17 protein-coding genes are annotated in these 19,643 nt (G+C 56.1%); all 17 read left to right on the top strand.

The genetic code is table 11. The features are described 5' to 3' along the window. Positions 1–71: 71 nt before the first annotated feature. The 17 genes from metK (at position 72) to tpiA (ending at position 19,570) form a co-directional block, all read left to right on the top strand. Complete coding sequence (gene metK / locus ACP8MI_RS05755; RefSeq protein WP_018119612.1) at positions 72–1,307, top strand: methionine adenosyltransferase; 1,236 nt, start codon at positions 72–74, stop codon at positions 1,305–1,307. Positions 1,308–1,324: 17 nt separating this feature from the next. Then, entirely contained in the window at positions 1,325–3,331 is a 2,007-nt protein-coding gene (locus tag ACP8MI_RS05750) for a primosomal protein N' (protein WP_018119611.1), read from the top strand. A gap of 49 nt (positions 3,332–3,380) precedes the next feature. Then, positions 3,381–4,358 carry a methionyl-tRNA formyltransferase gene (fmt, locus tag ACP8MI_RS05745; RefSeq protein WP_018119610.1) on the top strand — a complete coding sequence of 326 codons (978 nt, stop codon included), beginning with the start codon at positions 3,381–3,383 and terminating at the stop codon, positions 4,356–4,358. Continuing rightward, positions 4,355–5,974, top strand: a complete 1,620-nt coding sequence (locus ACP8MI_RS05740; RefSeq protein WP_425654125.1) for an RsmB/NOP family class I SAM-dependent RNA methyltransferase — start codon at positions 4,355–4,357, stop codon at positions 5,972–5,974. Before fmt ends, ACP8MI_RS05740 begins: the two co-directional genes overlap by 4 nt. Before the next feature lie 16 nt (positions 5,975–5,990). Next, positions 5,991–6,740 (top strand): ribulose-phosphate 3-epimerase, encoded by a 750-nt coding sequence (gene rpe / locus ACP8MI_RS05735; protein WP_018119608.1) that lies wholly within the window; start codon positions 5,991–5,993, stop codon positions 6,738–6,740. 12 nt (positions 6,741–6,752) lie between these two features. Then, positions 6,753–7,820, top strand: a complete 1,068-nt coding sequence (ribD, locus tag ACP8MI_RS05730) for a bifunctional diaminohydroxyphosphoribosylaminopyrimidine deaminase/5-amino-6-(5-phosphoribosylamino)uracil reductase RibD (protein WP_026167706.1) — start codon at positions 6,753–6,755, stop codon at positions 7,818–7,820. Positions 7,821–7,833: 13 nt separating this feature from the next. Continuing rightward, entirely contained in the window at positions 7,834–8,547 is a 714-nt protein-coding gene (locus ACP8MI_RS05725) for a riboflavin synthase (RefSeq protein WP_018119606.1), read from the top strand. Positions 8,548–8,558: 11 nt separating this feature from the next. Continuing rightward, positions 8,559–9,920 (top strand): bifunctional 3,4-dihydroxy-2-butanone-4-phosphate synthase/GTP cyclohydrolase II, encoded by a 1,362-nt coding sequence (locus tag ACP8MI_RS05720; RefSeq protein ID WP_018119605.1) that lies wholly within the window; start codon positions 8,559–8,561, stop codon positions 9,918–9,920. Between the two features lies 1 nt (position 9,921). Further along, entirely contained in the window at positions 9,922–10,428 is a 507-nt protein-coding gene (ribH, locus tag ACP8MI_RS05715) for a 6,7-dimethyl-8-ribityllumazine synthase (protein WP_018119604.1), read from the top strand. Continuing rightward, positions 10,425–10,967 carry a PH domain-containing protein gene (locus tag ACP8MI_RS05710; protein ID WP_018119603.1) on the top strand — a complete coding sequence of 181 codons (543 nt, stop codon included), beginning with the start codon at positions 10,425–10,427 and terminating at the stop codon, positions 10,965–10,967. The genes ribH and ACP8MI_RS05710 overlap by 4 nt, the downstream gene beginning before the upstream one ends. A 60-nt stretch (positions 10,968–11,027) precedes the next feature. Further along, complete coding sequence (gene uvrC, locus ACP8MI_RS05705; RefSeq protein WP_049148308.1) at positions 11,028–13,061, top strand: excinuclease ABC subunit UvrC; 2,034 nt, start codon at positions 11,028–11,030, stop codon at positions 13,059–13,061. Between the two features lie 58 nt (positions 13,062–13,119). Then, positions 13,120–13,992, top strand: coding sequence for an RNase adapter RapZ (gene rapZ / locus ACP8MI_RS05700; protein WP_018119601.1), 873 nt, complete (start codon positions 13,120–13,122; stop codon positions 13,990–13,992). 180 nt (positions 13,993–14,172) lie between these two features. Then, positions 14,173–15,222, top strand: a complete 1,050-nt coding sequence (locus ACP8MI_RS05695) for a gluconeogenesis factor YvcK family protein (protein WP_018119600.1) — start codon at positions 14,173–14,175, stop codon at positions 15,220–15,222. Between the two features lie 88 nt (positions 15,223–15,310). Beyond that, positions 15,311–16,348: a DNA-binding protein WhiA gene (gene whiA / locus ACP8MI_RS05690; RefSeq protein WP_018119599.1), complete on the top strand. Its 1,038-nt coding sequence runs from the start codon at positions 15,311–15,313 to the stop codon at positions 16,346–16,348. 54 nt (positions 16,349–16,402) lie between these two features. Next, complete coding sequence (gene gap / locus ACP8MI_RS05685) at positions 16,403–17,416, top strand: type I glyceraldehyde-3-phosphate dehydrogenase (protein WP_018119598.1); 1,014 nt, start codon at positions 16,403–16,405, stop codon at positions 17,414–17,416. Positions 17,417–17,526: 110 nt separating this feature from the next. After that, positions 17,527–18,741, top strand: coding sequence for a phosphoglycerate kinase (locus tag ACP8MI_RS05680; protein WP_018119597.1), 1,215 nt, complete (start codon positions 17,527–17,529; stop codon positions 18,739–18,741). 49 nt (positions 18,742–18,790) lie between these two features. Next, positions 18,791–19,570 carry a triose-phosphate isomerase gene (gene tpiA, locus ACP8MI_RS05675; protein ID WP_284589499.1) on the top strand — a complete coding sequence of 260 codons (780 nt, stop codon included), beginning with the start codon at positions 18,791–18,793 and terminating at the stop codon, positions 19,568–19,570. Positions 19,571–19,643: the final 73 nt, after the last annotated feature.

The raw sequence follows: 19,643 nt of genomic DNA, 5'->3' as shown, positions 1-19,643 counted from the left end.
GCTGTGTTGTGCCGATGCTGGTAAATAGTTCGGTTTTGTACGTTGCTTTCTCTGTGTTCTAAGGATTTTTCGTGGCTGCACCAGTTCGCGCAAGCGCCAACGGCCTGCGCTTGTTTACTTCCGAGTCCGTGACGGAAGGTCATCCGGATAAGATTTGCGATGCCATTTCGGACAGCATCCTTGATGCGTTGCTCGAGAAAGATCAGCACGCGCGTGTTGCCGTCGAAACGCTGGTCACCACCGGCCAGGTGCATGTGGCAGGTGAGGTCCGGACCACCGGTTATGTAGAAATTCCGCAATTGGTGCGCAAGACTTTGTTGGAGATTGGTTTCACGAGCTCGGATGTCGGATTCGACGGTCGGACTTGCGGCGTGAACATTGCCATCGGTGAGCAGTCCCAAGAAATCGGCGACGGTGTGGATCGATCACACGAAGCCAGGTCTGGTTCTCAGCTGGATGATGACGACGTCGCGGGTGCCGGTGACCAGGGGCTGATGTTCGGCTATGCCACGAATGAGACTCCGGAGTTTATGCCGCTTCCAATTGCACTCGCGCATCGGTTGTCTCGTAGGCTCACTGACGTGCGTAAGCAGGGGATTGTGCCGCACTTGCGCCCGGATGGCAAAACGCAGGTAACTTTTGCTTATACCGGACAAAAACCGTCGCACATCGATACGATTGTGATTTCTACGCAACATGATCCAGAGGTCAGCCAGGAGTGGCTGGAAGAGCAACTTCGTACCCATGTCATCGAGCACGTGATCGAGCAGGCGGGGTTGCACGATTTTTATACCGACGATGTCACCTTGCTGATTAATCCGTCTGGTTCCTTTATTCTCGGCGGTCCCATGGGCGATGCAGGGCTGACCGGCCGGAAGATCATCGTCGATACTTATGGCGGAATGGCGCGCCATGGTGGTGGTGCATTTTCGGGAAAGGATCCGTCAAAAGTAGATCGTTCAGCGGCTTATGCGATGCGGTGGGTAGCGAAAAATATCGTAGCCGCTGGCCTCGCGGATCGCGCAGAGGTCCAGGTTGCCTATGCTATCGGTCGGGCTAATCCGGTAGGGCTCTACGTCGAGACCTTCGGCACCGCACATCATGGTTTGGATGACGAATCCATTCAGGCAGCGGTTGCACAGACTTTCGATTTGCGACCTGCCGTTATCATCCGCGAATTGGATTTGCTTCGTCCGATTTACCGTCCCACCGCGGCGTATGGTCACTTCGGCCGCGACGATCTGAATTTGCCATGGGAGCAAACAAACCGGGTCGAGCAACTGCGTTCCGCTGCAGGGGTGTCGTAACTGTTCGAGGAGATGCAATGCAGCTAGCCCGTCCGGTCGCCCATGTGCTGCCATTGCTTGGGCTAGCACACCTGGACCGCGGGTTTGATTATCTGGTCGCGGACAAAGATGATGAGGCTGCGCAGGCTGGTACCCGGGTACGCATACGTTTTCATGGCAGGCTTGTCGACGGCATCGTTTTGGAGCGGCGCGAGCATTCTGATCATGCCGGCAGGTTGCGTTATCTTGAACGGGTGTATTCACCGGATGTGGTCTATCCGGAACATACGGCAGCTTTGGTCGAGTCGTTAGCGCAGCGCTATAGCGGCACCCGAGCCGATATTATCCGCAATGCGATTCCTCCGCGGCACAAGCAAGCAGAGACAGCGGATTTCGCTACCGCGTGGGAGGATCTTGGTGAACCAACCGAGCCTGACTTATCAGGGTGGTCGAATTATCAGTACGGGGAGTCGTTTGTAGATTCGGTACTGTCGGGCCAGCCGTCTCGTGCGGCTTGGCAGATTACCCCGGGCGATGATTGGGCAAGCGTAGTGGCGTCGTTGGCGGCTAAGGTTGCCATTGACGGTGGCGGGGTTTTGCTGGTTGTGCCTGATCAGCGGGATGTCGATCGTTTAGAATCCGCGTTTCGGGAGTATGTGGGCCCAAAGCAGATTACGACTCTTCATGCCCAATTGGGGCCGCAAGCGCGCTACCGCCGTTTTCTGTCGGTTTTACACGGCCAAGCGCGTGTGGTCGTCGGCACCCGCAATGCGGCATTTGCGCCAGTCGCCAATTTACGGTTGGCGGTGATCATCGATGATGGTGATGAAAACCTGATAGATCCGCGTGCGCCGTACGCCCATGCGCGGGAAATTCTGACCACGCGTGTTGGGTTGGAAAAGTGCTCGTTGTTGATCGGTGGGTATGCACGAACTGCAGAAACACAGCTGTTGGTTGAAGCCGGCTGGATGCATAATTTGGTGGCTTCCCGGGACCAGGTGCGGGAGGCAGCGCCACTGATTCGCGCAGCTGCAGATACAGATTTTGAACTCGAAAAAGACCCTGGTGCTGCCCAAGCTCGAATACCGGGGCTGGCTTTCACTACCGCTCGTCGCGCACTGTCTTCCGCGAAGCCTGTGCTGGTGCAGGTCCCCCGGAAAGGCTATATCCCGACGCTTGCTTGTGGGCGGTGTCGTCATCCAGCGCGCTGTCGGACATGTAATGGCCCGTTGGGCTTGCCGGAGCATGAGAATACAGAGGCATCGGTACCGACGTGCCGTTGGTGCGGGGCAATACACTCGTCGTTTCGTTGTGGTGAGTGTGGTTCGCACAAGCTGCGCGCCGTGGTCTTGGGAGCGCAACGCACAGCTGAAGAACTTGGTAGGGCATTCCCATCGACGCGGGTAATTACCTCGGGTGGTTCGCGAGTACTGGATTCCGTGCCCAATGGCCCAGCGCTCGTGGTGGCAACACCGGGTGCGGAGCCTCAGGTGGAAGACGGATGTTATGGTGCCGCGCTCTTTCTTGATACGTGGGCTTTGCTCGGGCGACAGGATCTGCGGGCTGCAGAAGATACGCTCGCGACCTGGATGCGTGCGGCCGCGTTAGTGGAAAGCCGGGCGGCTGGTGGCACGGTGATTGTGGTTGCAGCTGCTGGTTTGCCAGCAGTGCAGATGTTTATCCGGTGGGATCCGATTGCCGCTGCGGCCGCGGAATTGGCGGGCCGACGGGAAACGCGGTTTCCGCCGGCGGTGCATATGGCTGCGATTGATGGAGCCGATGCCAGCCTGGATTTATTTTTGGATCTAGTTGAGCTGCCGAAGCATGCGGAAGTCCTCGGTCCGGTGGATCTGCCGCGTTCAACGCGATTACCGGGGGAATATGATGAGCAGCGTTTTGGGCCACCACAACGAATCCTGGTGCGTACTCCCTTAGGGCCCCGGGCTGAATTAGGGTCAGCGCTACGCACTGCGGCGGTGGCTCGGAGTCTGCGGAAAGATGAGTTGCCATTGCGGATTCAGGTTGATCCAATTCATATTGGATAAGTTGGGTAATTTTTAGTTATTACGCGTTGATGAAGGAGCAGTGAAAACTATGCGGATTGTGTTTGCTGGTACGCCGGAGCCAGCTGTCGTAGCTTTAGAAGCGTTATTGGGTTCTGAGCATGACGTCGTCGGGGTGCTCACGCGTCCTGATGCGCGACGAGGGCGTGGAAGAAACTTGGCTCCGTCGCCGGTGGCAGCGGTGGCACAGGAGCGGGGAATCGAGGTGCTGAAGCCGGAGACCCTGCGCGCTGATACCGACGATGGCGTCCAGGTACGTGAATGGCTACGGGAACTGGCTCCGGAGGCGGTCGCGGTCGTGGCTTATGGCAAATTGATCAGTCCTGATCTTTTGTCGGCGGCCCGTCATGGCTGGATCAATCTGCATTTTTCGTTATTGCCGCACTGGCGCGGGGCTGCCCCGGTGCAAGCCGCGATTGCTCATGGCGATGACATCACTGGGGCGAGCACGTTTCGCATCGAGGAAGGCTTAGATACTGGCGATGTCCTGGGCACAGTCACCGAGGTAATTCACGACGATGATACCGCCGATGATTTATTGACACGGTTGGCATATTCAGGTGCAGATTTGCTTGTAGCCACCATGGATGGGCTTGCCGACGATCGCCTGGAGGCGCAACCACAAACTGGTGAGGCAACCTATGCACCGAAAATTTCGGCTGATCAAGCCCGGATCGACTGGGCGCAGCCAGATTTCGCGGTGGATCGCCACATCCGTGCATATACCCCGGGTCCAGGTGCGTGGACGATGTTGGGGGATCAGCGGTTAAAGATTTCGCCGGTGACGGTGGTCAAACCAGGTTCCAATGCCGCTACGGTGTTGAACGAAACCGTGTTGTTGAAGGAAACTGCGTTAGCACCGGGCGAAATCCAGGTCACCAAAAATGACGTTTTCGTCGGCACGGCGACCACGCCGGTGCGTTTGGGAATGGTGCAAGCACCTGGCAAGAAGAAGATGGATGCTGCAGATTGGGCACGTGGTAGTCAACCGGAAGGAATTTTGTCATGAGTGCAGCCGCTGGAGGTTTTCGTTCTCGGGCGCGTTCTGGTCAGTCACAGCGCCCCGGACGCACAAAGGCGCAGAAGGGGAAGCAGGGCGCGCCGAGCGAAAAACAGCAAAACAACCAAAAATACTCTAAACGGCAGGACCGGAATCGCGAACACCAGGCACCAGCGGGCGTCGACAAGCCACGCCTGGTGGCATTCGAAGTGTTGAACCGAGTCAGTGACGATGATGCCTATGCGAATTTGATTCTGCCGAAATCTTTGCGGCAAGCGCGTCTAAAGGGACGCGATGCGGCATTCGCCACGGAGATCACGTATGGGTGCCTGCGTTGCCTCGGGATTATTGACACTGTCTTGGAGGAATGTTCCTCGCGCGAGTTGGAGTCTTTGGCAACCGCCGTGTTGAATTCCCTGCGCCTTGGCGCCTACCAGCTGTTGTTCACGCGGGTCGATGATCATGCGGCAGTGGATACTTCGGTTCGGTTGGTGGAAACAGCTGGGCACAGCAAGGCTAAGGGCTTCGTCAACGGAATTTTGCGCACGATCGGGCGTACCCCAAAGGCAGACTGGATGAGCCAGCTGCGACCGGATGGTGAGTTGGCAGGATTGGCGTTTGCCAACGCGCATCCGGAGTGGATCGCACGTTCCTTTAATGCGGCCTTGTGGGCAACGTCCAGCGAAAACACCCCTAGTGCTCTTGGAATTGGTAATCGCGCGGTTGCGGACGCTGCGGATGCTGTGGATTCTGCGGCAGCGACACGGATCCATCCGGAACTCGGTGAGCTGCTCGCTGCCGATTCTGAACGCCCCGTGGTGCATTTGGTTGCACGTCCTGGCGAGATCAGCGCAGAGGAACTCGCGTTGATGATCGGAGGGGAGACGGCTCGGTACAGCCCTTATGCGGTTTATTTAGAGTCCGGCGGAAATCCGGGTGCTTTGGAGCCGGTACAGCAGTCATTGGGGGCGGTCCAGGATGAAGGTTCGCAGTTGATTGCCCGCGCAGTGGCGCAAGCCGAGGTTAGTGGAAACGATTCCGGCAGGTGGCTGGATTTGTGCGCGGGGCCTGGTGGCAAGGCGGCGTTGCTTGGCGCATTAGCGGGCATCGATGGTGCTACGGTCGATGCGGTGGAAATTTCTCCGCACCGCGCAGAGCTTATTCGCTCCACGGTTGGGGATCTGCCCGTCACGGTATATCAAGCGGATGGCCGGGATCCGGGCCTAAAGCCTGGCTATGATCGGGTGCTTGTCGACGCCCCCTGTTCCGGATTGGGCGCTTTACGACGCCGCCCTGAAGCACGGTGGAAAAAGGACGACGCTGATATCGAAGAGCTGAATGTTGTGCAGGTGGAATTGTTGCGTTCGGCACTGCGGTTGGTCCGCCCGGGCGGTGTGGTGGTTTATTCCACGTGTTCACCGGACTTGCGGGAAACCCGGGAAATCGTTGATGCGGTTATGTCCGACGCCGATAGTCCGGATCTCGAAGAGTTGTCGGCGGCTTCGGTGCTGCCGCCGATGCCAGGTATTGGAGGAGACGGCGCATTCCGCTCTGCACAGATGTGGCCGCATCGACATGGTACTGATGCCATGTTTTTCGCGGTGCTGCGCCGTAAGCCGGAGTAGTCGTAGAATGGGCGGTATGTCTGTTCGCGATTCCGCCCACCTCGAAAATGATACCCACGCAGCGGGAAACCGCGCCCGCCAGGACGGCCTAAACGTCAAGCAAAGAGCCTTGATTAATCCGTCAATCTTGGCGGCCGATTTTTCACAGCTGGGTGATCAAGTACGTGCCGTTGACAATGCTGACTGGATTCACGTGGACATCATGGATGGTCACTTTGTTCCGAACCTGTCTTTCGGCCCAGACATCACGGCGACCGTTGACAAAATCACCGAACAGCAGCTCGACGTGCATCTCATGATTGAAAAGCCTGAGGAGTGGGTAGACGCCTATGTCGCGGCGGGGGCTGATTGCATAATCTTCCATGTCGAAGCCACCGAGGATCACATCGGGTTGGCGAAAAAGATTCGTGAGAAAGGTGTGCGCGCAGGATTTTCCTTGAAACCTGGGACACCGATTGAGCCGTATCTCGATGATTTGGAACACTTCGACTTAGCATTGGTAATGAGCGTGGAACCCGGATTCGGCGGGCAATCGTTCATGCCGGACCAATTAGATAAAGTCCGTGCATTGCGCCAAAGGATCGATGAGAAGCACCTGGATTGTGTTATCGAAATTGATGGTGGAATCTCTGAGAACACCATTGAGAAATCCGCGGAAGCAGGCTGTGACGCATTCGTGGCAGGTTCTGCCGTATTCAAAAAGGATAACCCCGCCGCGGCGGTCGATAACCTCCGCGAACTCGCTGTTGGAGCGACGCACCACTAAATGGCACCGGCAATGGACGAGAGCCCCCTTGCGGCTCACATACTTAACGCGGCGCTAGCTGCCGCACACAAAGCTGGCGATACGGTTCGCGGCAGCACCAGTCCCAACCCGCCGGTAGGGGCAGTGCTGGTAACCGCCACCGGCGAGATTTGCGGAATAGGTGCAACAGAACCTCCAGGTGGGCGGCATGCGGAAATCGTTGCCTTAGAGCACGCCGGTGCGGCTGCGCGTGGAGCGCATGCGGTAGTCACACTTGAGCCTTGTAATCATTTCGGCAGGACTGGCCCGTGTGCGCAGGCACTTATTGATGCAGGTGTAGCCTCGGTGCATTACGTGCATGCGGATCCCAACGCGATTGCTGCCGGTGGGGCCGAAAAACTGCGTGCCGCAGGAATTCCCGTTTTTCACCTCGAAGCTGCAGGCCCTGACGAGGGCGAGATGCACAATGATGAGCTTCGTCCATGGCTGCACGCAACAGCCATGGGCCGAGTGCATGTCACGCTGAAGTTTGCACAGTCTGTCGATGGCTTCAGCGCCGCAATCGATGGGTCGAGCCAGTGGATTACAGGTACCGCAGCCCGCGAGCGGGTGCACCTGGATCGTAGTAAGCGTGATGCGATCATTATCGGTACTGGTACCGCATTGGCGGATAATCCGTCGCTGACTGCTCGTTATACTACCGAAGCAGGAGAAACTGCCTGGTACCAGCAGCAACCACAGCGTGTGGTCATTGGTGCTTCGGATCTGACAGAATGCAGCAACTTGCAACGGTTGGGTTACGCACAATATCCGGATATTCCGACTGCATTGACTGCTTTATGGGAGCAGGGCTGCCGTGACGTGCTGGTGGAAGGCGGTCCAAAGCTGTTGAGTGCATTCGTTGCTCAGGGCTATGTGGACGCAGTGCAAGCATATATCGCCCCTTTGCTGTTAGGACAGGGCCGTAGTGTGCTCGAATCTGCTGTTGGGCAGAGTTTGGCGGAAGGGATGCGCCTGCAGATAAGCGACGTGGAAATACTCGGCGGCGATGTGTTGTTGACAATGGTGCCAGGGCGCACGCCCGAAAACCGGCAGCAGTGAAAGGTGGCGAATAATGTTTAGTGGATTGGTGGAAACTACAGGGGAAGTTACGGCGGTGGACAACGTCGGTGACGCGGTCCGGATAAGCATTTCCGGTCGGCACATCCTTACGGATGCGCGTCTTGGTGATTCCATTGCAGTCAATGGTGTCTGCTTGACTGTTTCTGAATTAGACGTTGCTTCCGGTGTCTTTGTTGCGGATGTCATGCAGGAATCGCTTAACCGTTCGTCGTTAGGAGACCTCCGGCCCGGCAGTGCTGTGAATTTGGAGCGCGCATTACGGGCGGATTCCAGGCTTGGTGGCCATATTATGCAAGGCCACGTCGACGGTACGGCTACTTTAGTCTCGCGTACTGCTTCCGAGCACTGGGACGTATTACGGTTCCAGCTACCAGAGCCCCTGGTGAAATACGTCGTGGAAAAGGGCTCAATCGCCGTCAGCGGGGTTTCTTTGACGGTGTCTGCGATTTCTGACGCAGCAGTTTCTGACACAGCTACTGCGGACGCCACGAATTCACAAGATACAGCGAGTTCAACTGCCCAGCATCAGGCTGAGCACTGGTTTGAAGTTTCCTTGATTCCCACGACTTTGGCCGTAACCACCTTGGGGCAATTGGCGGTGGGCGAAACGGTGAACCTGGAGGTCGATATCATCGGCAAATACGTCGAAAAGCTGTTGGCTGCAGGTACGCCGACCAGTTATAATTTTCCGTCGGACACGCACTAAGGTGGAGGCATATGAGCACCGAGGTCACCCAGGATGGCAGTGAGATTAAACTTGATAGCGTCGAGCGTGCGATAGCCGATATTCGCGCAGGCAAGGCGGTCGTTGTTGTTGACGACGAAGATCGGGAGAACGAAGGCGATCTCATCTTTGCCGCCGAAAAAGCCACCCCGGAACTGGTGGCGTTCATGGTTCGCTATACCTCCGGCTATATTTGCGCGCCGATGTTGCCGCATGACCTCAACCGTCTGGGTCTGCCACCCATGACCGCTATTAATGAGGACGTGCGCGGAACTGCTTATACGGTCACGGTAGATTTCAATGATGGGACGACCGGCATCTCTGCGACGACCCGCGCGAAAACTTTGCGTGCATTAGCAGCTGATGATGCTGATCGCGAACAATTTACCCGGCCTGGACATGTCGTGCCGCTGAGCGCGCGTCCAAACGGAGTATTGGAGCGCAACGGGCATACTGAAGCATCGGTTGATCTCGCTCGATTAGCGGGTCTGCGCCCAGCTGGTGCTATTTGTGAGATCGTCTCCGAAAAAGATCCGACTGACATGGCGCGTTTGCCGGAGCTGCGTGAATTCGCCGATGAGCACGGGCTGGCATTGATCTCGATTGAGCAAATGATCCAGTGGCGCCGTCGTAATGAAATGCAAGTAATTCGGGAAGTCGAAACCAGCTTGCCGACGGATGCTGGTCCGATGACCGCGTTGGGTTATCGCCACCAGGTGGATGGCACAGAACATGTGGCGTTGATTGCGGGGTCAGTAGAGGATTTACGTGATGCCACCGATGTTCCGGTGCGCGTGCATTCGGAATGCCTGACCGGAGATGTATTTCATTCGCGACGCTGCGATTGCGGACAACAGCTCGATCAAGCGATTGACTATATTCAAGAAGCTGGTCGCGGGGTAGTGATTTATATCCGTGGCCATGAAGGCCGTGGGATCGGATTGCTGGCCAAGCTCAAGGCCTATCGCTTGCAGGAAAACGGTTCCGATACTGTCGATGCGAATCTAGAGCAAGGACTGCCAGCGGATGCTCGCGAGTTTTCTGTGGCTGGCCAAATCCTTGCTGATCTTGGTATCGCCACGGCGAATTTGTTGACTAATAATCCCTTTAAAGCAGAAGGGCTCGAGGGCTTTGGGGTGGAAGTCTCTCAGCGCACCGCGCTGGTGACGGAAGCTAACGAGGACAATATTTCTTATCTGCGCACCAAGCGTGATCGCATGGGGCATGATTTGCCGACGGTCGCGGAATGGGATGCGCGGCATGCAGAAGCTAAACCCAACGAAACCACTGGCGATAGGCCAGGTGCAACAACACCGGCACCAACAACACCGACACCAACAGGAGCGAGGAACTGACATGGCACACGGAGGAGCACCAGCGAGCAATATCAGCAGCGGTAGTGCTGCAGGCGCTCGCGTGTGCGTAGTGACAACCCGCTGGAATGAGGAAGTGTGTGAACAGATGCGTTCGCGCGCGGTCGCGGTAGCAACCGAAGCAGGGGCAGAAGTTGTCGAAGCCCACGTCATGGGCGCTATCGAATTGCCCGTAGTGGTGCAACAGGCAGCCCGGCAGTTCGACGCTGTCGTTGCACTGGGATGCGTGATTCGCGGTGGCACCCCACATTTTGACTATGTCTGTGATTCAGTGACCCAAGGGCTCACTAGGGTCAGCCTGGATGAAGCTACCCCGGTCGCGAACGGGGTGCTGACGGTCAATTCCCAGGAACAAGCGCTTGCTCGGGCAGGATTTCCTGATTCCATTGAAGACAAAGGCGGCGAAGCCATGACCGCAGCGCTCGATACTTTGGCGACACTGCGTATTTTGCGCGAACAGCAGCTATCTAATGAGCAGGAGCAAGCATGACATCCCAGTCGCATGAGGGGAGTTCCCGCAAGCAGCTCGATGAGAAAAAGTTAGCGGCGTATACCGCACTAGACCCGTTTTCTGTGACCAGCGATAAGCCTTGGCAACTGACTATCACTTCCCGACGCCTGCGGGTTTATGCCGGGATCTTGATCCCGATCATCTTGGCCGTGCACATTTTCATGGCGTGGCAATTAAGCCTGGAATTTACGGGCGCTGCAGTTACCGGGATTGACTTCATCGCGTTTCCCGGCGTCGGGCTGATTATCTCCGTGTTGGTCTGGCTTGCGTTGTCTCGTCCGCGTGTGCGCGTGAACAGTGATGGCGTGGAAGTCCGCAATATTATTGGCACCAGATTTTATTATTGGCAGCTGATCTACGGTTTGTCTTTCCCAGAAGGCGCGCGGATGGCACGCTTAGAGCTGCCAGAGTTTGAATATATGCCGCTGTGGGCGATCCAAGCCTCGGATGGCAAAGATACGATTGAAGCAGTCCGGAAATTCCGTGCACTTGAAGCACAGTACATGCCAGAAGAATAACCAGCTCTACAGAGCGTCCTAACACCTTTAGCGATCTAGCACCCTAAGTGATCCAGTAGAATGAGCGACCCAGCAACCTACCGCCCGGCGCCGGGGACGATTCCCACGGAACCGGGAGTGTACAAATTTCGCGACGAAAACCGGCGCGTCGTCTACGTCGGCAAGGCGAAAAACCTCCGGGCGCGTCTGTCGAACTACTTTCAAGACATCACACAACTGCACCCACGAACCAGGCAAATGGTGCAGACGGCCAGCTCGGTGGAATGGACAGTGGTTGCCAGTGAGGTCGAAGCACTGCAGCTCGAGTACACCTGGATTAAAAAGTTCGATCCACGGTTTAACGTCATGTACCGCGACGATAAGACTTATCCAATGCTCGCGGTCTCAGTGGGTGAACAAGTCCCGCGCGTGTTTTTTTACCGCGGGCCGCGTAAGCGTGGGGTTCGGTATTTCGGCCCGTACTCGCATGCCTGGGCGGTGCGCGAAACCATGGATTTGTTGCTGCGCGTATTTCCGATGCGCAGTTGCTCTGCTGGGGTGTATCGACGGCATGAACGCTTGGGTAGGCCTTGTCTACTGGGATATATTGGCAAATGCGATGCTCCGTGCATCGGGCGGGTCAGCGTCGCCGAGCACCGGGACACGGTCGATGGTTTGGTGTCGTTCATGCGTGGACGGACAAATGATGTTGTCAAGCGTCTGACCGCAGAGATGGAGCAAGCTTCCGAAGAGCTTGAATTTGAACGCGCGGCCCGCTTGCGGGATGACCTCGGGGCGATTGACAAGTTGATGGAACAACAGACAGTAGTTTTGGGGGACGGGACCGCTGCAGATCTCATAGCTTTTGCCGACGACGAGCTGGAAGCCGCAGTGCAAATTTTCCACGTGCGTGATGGTCGTATTCGGGGCCAGCGTGGTTGGGTCGTCGAAAAGCTCACGGAGCTTCCTGAGCTCATTGAGAATTTCTTGGTGCAGTTTTATTCCGATGCCGCCGAACGCGAAGAACTAGAAGCTGCTGAAGACGCGAAGCTCATTGATCGACGCGGGGTCGATCAACAATCACGCGCAGATAGCCGAGAGCATGTCGGGGCTACGGGACAGACCACCCGGGCTGTTATTCCGCGCCAGATCATGGTGCACACCGAACCCCAGGACAGCAAGCAAGTCTCCACGGTGCTTTCTGATTTACGCGGCGGGCCGGTAGAGCTACGCGTACCGCAGCGCGGCGACAAAAAGGCGCTGATGGACACCGTCTACCGCAACGCCAAGGATGCACTGAAACAACACAAACTCAAACGCGTCGGGGATCTAACCGCACGATCGGCCGCGCTCCAGGATCTGCAATCGGCGTTGTTCTTGGACACCGCCCCGTTGCGCATCGAGTGCATCGATATCTCGCATATTCAAGGTACTGATGTCGTGGCATCATTGGTGGTTTTTGAGGATGGCCTGCCGCGCAAATCCAGCTATCGGCGGTACCGCATCAAAGAAGCAGCAGGCGAGGGACATTCGGACGACGTCGCGTCCATCGCGGAGGTCACCAGAAGGCGGTTCAAACGGCACCAAGACGATAAATTGCACGTCCCAGATGAGGAACTGGAAGCAACGACGTTTTCCGATGAAGACGTCACCGAGGAATCCGCTGATGGCAAGAAATTTGCGTACCCGCCGCAGTTATTCGTCGTCGATGGCGGATTGCCGCAGGTGAATGCCGCGCAAAAAGTCTTCGATGAGCTCGGCGTAGTGGATGTGGCGTTGATTGGTTTGGCAAAACGCCTCGAAGAGATTTGGGTTCCGGGTGATGACGAACCGATAATTCTCCCGCGTGGTAGTGAAGCACTGTACTTGTTGCAGCATATCCGTGATGAAGCACACCGTTTTGCCATCAGTTACCACCGGCAGCAACGCTCAAAACGTCTGCGCAGTTCGGCATTGGATGCGGTGCCTGGGCTGGGCCCGGCCCGGCGCGCAGATTTGGTGAAGCATTTTGGATCCGTGAAAAAGCTGAAGCAGGCGAGTGTTGAGGAGATCACTGAGGTCAAGGGGTTCGGTCCGGCATTAGCGGAAAATATTTATACTGCGCTCCACAAGTAGGTTTACCGGCGTTTTCGGTAAATCGCACCGATGTGATGCACCGACTATGCTGTAAGCCATGACCACATTCGCCACGTCGCCAATTTTACTCACCGGAATGTCCGGTGCCGGGCTGTCTTCGGCTGCTCGCGTGCTGGAAGACAAAGGCTTTTATGTTGCGCATAATCTGCCACCGGAATTGATGGTGCAGCTGTTAGATTTGTGCGCGGATGAGAATTCACCGGTTGACAAAGTTGCCGTCGTGGCGGATGTGCGTTCTCGCATGTTTGGGGGGTCGATTCTGTCCGCCAAAGATGAATTAGAACGCCGCGATATGCCAGTCACGGTGTTGTTTATGGATGCTCGTGACGACGTTTTGATTCGCCGGTTTGATTCCGTGCGCCGGACGCACCCGCTGCAGGAGGACGATACCCTTCAGGTGGGTATTCAGCGGGAGCGGGAAGCGATTTCTGCGTTGAAGGCACGCGCTGATGTGATTATCGATTCCTCAAATCTCTCTGTGCATGATCTGCGTCGTGCGATGGAGGCGAGTTTTGGTTCGATGGGCCTTGATAAGCAACATGTGGTCATTGAATCGTTCGGGTTTAAGCATGGTGCTCCGCGCGATGCGGATCTGATGTTGGACGTGCGTTTTCTGCCTAACCCGTATTGGATCCCGGAGCTGCGGGAATATCGCGGTACCGATGGGCCGGTGGCTGATTATGTACTGGAAAGCCCCGCGGCAGAGAACTTTATCGGAAACTTCGAGAAGATGTTTGATTCGATGCTTTCTGGGTATCGGCATGAAGGAAAAAACTTCATCACCGTCGCTATCGGGTGTACTGGCGGGCATCATCGCTCGGTAGCAATTTCTGAAGAAGTAGCGCGCAGGCTGCGCCAACGCGAGGACCTGGAAATTAACGTTATGCACCGCGATTTCGACAGGTCTTAGGGACCACGATCTAAGCGCCTTTGTGGTTTCCAGGACTCAGTGACTAACAGCGACTAGCAGTGACTAACAACTACTAGCAGTGACCAACAGTCCGAGGTCATAAATCTGCGTATACCCGTAACCGGGCTCGGTTACTCATAATTCACTCATCGATTTACGAGAAGGAATACTAGCTGCAACATGGTTTCGACACCGCCACCTGTACCCGAGACGCCTGCCAATGAACAATTCCACTCTGATAGGCAGCTGCCAGAGCGCATCGCTTCGCTTGGCGGTGGCCACGGTTTGTTCCAAACCCTCAAGGCGGCCCGACGGTTAGGGGCTGAGCACATTTCAGCGATTGTCACGGTGGCGGATGACGGCGGTAGTTCCGGACGGTTGCGTAAAGAATTTGACATGATCCCGCCAGGTGATTTACGCATGGCTCTGGTTGCGTTGTCGGTCAGCGACAGCGAGGAAGCTAAATTCTGGGAACAAACTCTCCAGCACCGATTTGGCGGCAGCGGTGCGTTGGCTGGTCATGCCCTTGGCAATCTGTTGATCACTGCATTAAAAGAGATTCTGGGGCAAGAACAGGCGGCGCTGGATGCGGTGACGCGCTTAACCGGGGCGCAAGGTCGGGTATTGCCGGTGTGTACAGAACCATTAGATATCCAGGCCGATGTTTCAGGTTTGGACGAGGACCCACGCGTGATGCGTTCAGTGCGTGGACAGGTTGCGGTGGCTTCCACGCCTGGCCAAGTACGACGAGTCAGTGTGATTCCTAGTAATCCGCAGATTAATCCTGCGGCGCTTAAAGCAATCGCTGATGCGGAACTTGTGACGATCGGGCCAGGTTCCTGGTTTTCTAGTGTGATACCGCACTTAGTCTTGCCCGAAATCGTGCGCGCGATTAACGAGTGTTCGGGTCTGCGTGTACTGGTGTTGAATTTGAATGGAGAACCCGGGGAGACACAGGGTTTTTCATATGAGCGGCACATCCACGTTCTTGCTCAGCATGCGCCAGGGTTACACGTAGATGTGGTGATTTGTGACTCTGCATCAGTAACCTCGGAAGCAGAACGAGAATATTTGCGCAAAGCCGCGCGAATATTGCAAGCTGAGATGGTTTTTGCCGATGTTCGTGAAATAGACGAAGCAGGCAGGGAAAGTTCCCGGCACGAGGAAGCGAAACTCGCGGATACTTTGCGCGAAGTTTATGCCAAGTTCCTGGTAAACCGGGCAACGTAATATTGGGCTGTGCATTTCCGCGGTTCCGGGAAAATTTAACACCCGGCTAGAAACTATCGACTCATCAGACGAAAGGCAGAGTGCTGCTGTGGGGCTCACAGACCAAGTCAAAGAGGAACTCACTCGGGTGGTTCCTGCTAAGCAATCCGCTCGGAGTGCAGAAGTCGCCGCAATTTTGCGATTAGCGGGAACGATGGAAATCGTCGGCGATATTTTGACGATCGAGGTGGAACTAAGTTCACTATCGGTGGCGCAGCGATTGGCAAACGACTTGGAAGAATTGTTTAATATCACGATTCGTCCCACCGCAGCTGGTCCTGCCAGTGCGCAAAAGAATCCGCGCTACCAACTGAGTATCACCCGGAATGCGAAGATGATTGCCCGTCGGCTTGGGCTGGTGACGAAATCTGGGCATGCGGTAGTGGGCCTTCCCCCGCAGGTAATTTCTGGAACGATTGCTGACAATGAGGCCGCCTGGAGGGGAGCGTTTTTAGCCCAGGGAGTTCTCACGGAGCCGGGTCGTTCCTCGTCGTTGGAAGTTTCTTGCCCGTGTCAAGAAGCAGCTCTTGCCTTGGTGGGCTGTGCGCGCAGGCTGGGAATCGCGGCGAAAACCAAAGAATCCCGCGGCACGGACCGAGTGGTCATACGCGATGGGGAAGCGATTGGTGCGTTACTGAGTCGTATGGGAGCGCAGGTTACGCGCCTGGAATGGGACGAGAAACGCTTGCGGCGAGAAGCCCGGGCTTCGCAGAATCGCTTGGCCAATTTCGATGATGCGAACTTACGTCGATCAGCACGTGCTGCGGTGACAGCCGCTGCCCGGGTGCACCGGGCGATGGAAATTCTTGGCGACGAGGTACCGGAGCATCTAGCGGATGCGGGCAATCTCCGCGTGAAATACCGTCAGGCGTCGTTGGAGGAACTGGGTAAGCTCGGTGATCCGCAGATGACCAAAGACGCGGTTGCTGGACGTATCCGCAGACTGTTATCGATGGCGGATAAGCGTGCGGAAGAACTCGGCATTCCGGATACCTCCGAGGGCATCGACGAGGACCTTTTCGACGACGATTTTGCGGCTACTGAGCACAACAATCACTCCAATGACTCCGAGAGTGCAGAAAACTAAGGGGAAACTCAGAAACGAACAGCGGTTGCTGCCGTCACGCGGTAATATGGCGCTATGACTCGTGTAGCAATTAACGGCTTCGGCCGAATTGGGCGCAGCTTTTTGCGCGCCGTCCTGGAATCGCCGGGAGATATTGAGATTGTTGCCATTAACGACGTGGCGCCGCCGGAAACTTTGGCACATCTGTTGAAGTTCGACACCGTGTCAGGTCCGCTCGCGGCCACCGTTTCTGTCGAATCTGGTGAGGCAAATTCCCTGGTTGTCGATGGGCAGCGTATTGCGTTAACCAGCATCAACGAACCGTCGCAATTGCTGTGGGAAACCCACGACGTCGATATCGTGGTTGAAGCTACCGGCAAATTCCGCTCCAGCGAGCAAGCCCACCCACACTTGGAATCGGGCGCAAAAAAGGTGATTTTGTCGGCACCTGGCAAGGATGTCGATGCGACTTTTGTGTATGGAATCAATTCGGATTCTTACGATTCAACCCAACACGACGTCATTTCCGCAGCCTCGTGCACCACAAACTGCCTGGCGCCAATCGCGTCGATCCTGCATCAGGAATTCGGGATCGCTAGCGGGTTGATGACGACCGTGCATGCCTATACCGGTGACCAGCAGCTTGTCGACGGCCCGCACAAGGACCTTCGGCGGGCGCGTGCGGCTGCACAAAACATTGTTCCGACCTCGACGGGGGCAGCCAAAGCGGTGGGCATTGTGATTCCGGAGCTTGCTGGCAAGCTCGATGGTTATGCATTACGGGTTCCTACACTCACTGGTTCGGCAATGGAGCTGACGTTCCAGGCCGAGCGCGGCGTTACCGTCGACGAGGTTAACTCAGCCATCCAGAAAGCGGCGGAGGGCCATTTGGCAGGAATTGTGCAGTATTCCGAAGACCCATTGGTCTCTAGCGACATTGTTGGCAACGGCCACGGCGCAATTTTTGATGCACCGTTGACGAAGGTTATCGGCGACTCCTTGGTCAAAGTAGTGGCCTGGTACGACAACGAATGGGGCTACAGTAGCCAGTTGCTGCGACTATGCAAACACGTAGGGGCGCAGCTGTAACCTCGGACTGATTGAAGCGTGCCAGAGCTTGTCCGTCGCAAGTAATTGTTCGCTGCAAAATTGTTCGCTGTAGAATCGCACACGAATCTGATCGCGTAAAGGAAGAGACATTGGCATTTCGCAAGCTAGCGCAGTTGTTGGAGCAAGACCTGGATTCCCGCCACGTATTGGTGCGGGCGGATCTCAATGTTCCGCTTACCGACGATGGTGCCATCGCTGATCCCGGCCGTATTACGGCGGCGTTGCCAACTATTCAGGCGCTTGTCGACGCCGGTGCCAAGGTGATTATCGCTTCTCACCTGGGCCGCCCGAAAGGCGAGTTCAACGAGAAGTATTCTTTGGCGCCGGTTGCGGAAGCTTTGTCTGATGCTTTGGGCCAGTGGGTTGCTTTGGCGCAGGATGTGACGGGGGAAGATGCCCATGAACGTGCTAATGGGCTTAACGACGGTGACGTCATGTTGCTGGAAAACGTGCGTTTCGATGCTCGGGAAACGTCGAAGGACGCAGCCGAGCGGGAAGAGTTCGCAGCGGAACTGGCCGCGTTAGCTGCTGATGACGGAGTGTTTGTCTCGGATGGGTTTGGCGTGGTTCATCGCGCGCAGGCTTCGGTCTTCGAGGTTGCTGGCAAATTGGATGCCTATGCCGGGTACCTGGTTGAGGCAGAGCTAGAAAAGCTTTCGGCGGTTGCGGATGATCCGCAGCAGGATTACACCGTGGTGTTGGGCGGTTCAAAAGTCTCCGATAAATTGGGCGTTATTGAAGCGCTGGCAGGCAAGGCGCGCAACATCATCATCGGTGGCGGTATGTGCTACACATTCCTTGCTGCCCAGGGCTATAACGTGCAGAATTCGCTGCTGCAGGAAGACATGATTCCGACGTGCCAACAGTTGCTGGAACGTTTCGGCGACAAGATTTGTCTGCCGGTTGATCTGCTAGCCGCCGATGAATTTTCCGCCGACGCGAATACTCAGGTTGTCGGGCTCGCAGACATCCCAGAAGGCTGGCTGTCCCCGGATATCGGACCGAAATCAGTGGAGAAGTTCGCAGAACTCATTACCGGCTCAAAGACGGTGTTTTGGAATGGTCCCATGGGCGTATTCGAGAAGCAGCCATTTGCACGGGGTACCGAAGGCGTCGCCAAGGCCATTATTGCGGCCACAGATAATGGAGCATTCACCGTTGTCGGTGGAGGGGACTCTGCCTCTGCGGTGCGCGCACTAGGCCTGGATGAAGCTGGATTTAGCCATATTTCCACTGGTGGCGGAGCCTCCTTGGAATTCCTGGAAGGAAAAGAACTTCCAGGCGTCGCTGTCCTGACCCGCTAGAAACTGCCTGAAAAACCCGAACGTTTAGCACCATCACAAGGAGAACCACATGGCACGAACTCCGCTCATTGCCGGTAACTGGAAGATGAACCTCGACCACCTCGAGGCCATCAAGAATATCCAGAAGCTGACGTTTGCTTTGCCGAAAGAGTACTACGAACAGGTCGATATTGCGGTGCTGGCACCATTTACTGATCTACGTTCGATTCAAACCGTGGTCAGTGGCGAGAAAATGAAGATCAGCTACGGCGCACAGAATCTGGCTTCCCAAGAAAAGGGAGCGTATACCGGCGATGTTTCAGCACCAATGCTTGCCAAATTGGGCTGCGAGTGGGTCATTGTCGGCCATTCGGAGCGGCGCCACTATCATCACGAGACCTCTGATCTGGTCTCACAGAAAGCCCAGGTGGCGCATCGACATGGTATCAAGCCGATCGTGTGTGTCGGTGAGTCGCTAGACATCCGGGAATCGGGTAGCTACCTCGACTATATTGTGGAGCAGGCCCGCAATTCCTTGGACGGTTTGGATCCTCAGCAGCTGAAGAGCACCGTCGTGGCCTATGAGCCAATCTGGGCAATCGGCACAGGCAAAGCAGCGTCACCAAAGGATGCGCAAGAGGTGTGCAAGGCACTCCGCGGCTTGATCGCTAGGCTTGCAGACGAGGAAACAGCAGAAGCAATACGCATTTTGTATGGAGGTTCAGTGCGCACGGATTCCATCGGGGATATCGTTGCGCAGCCAGACGTCGACGGCGGCCTGGTGGGCGGCGCGTCACTGGATGGCGAAGAATTTGCTAAGTTAGCAGCAGCATCCGTCTCGCAGGTTTAGCAAATCACCCATTCGCTGCCCATTAAGGGTATACTCGACCGTCGGTATACCTATAAACTCGCACTCATTGTGA

This window comes from Corynebacterium sp. LaCa_70, from assembly GCF_058182015.1.
This window is presented reverse-complemented; position numbering and strand designations above follow the sequence as displayed.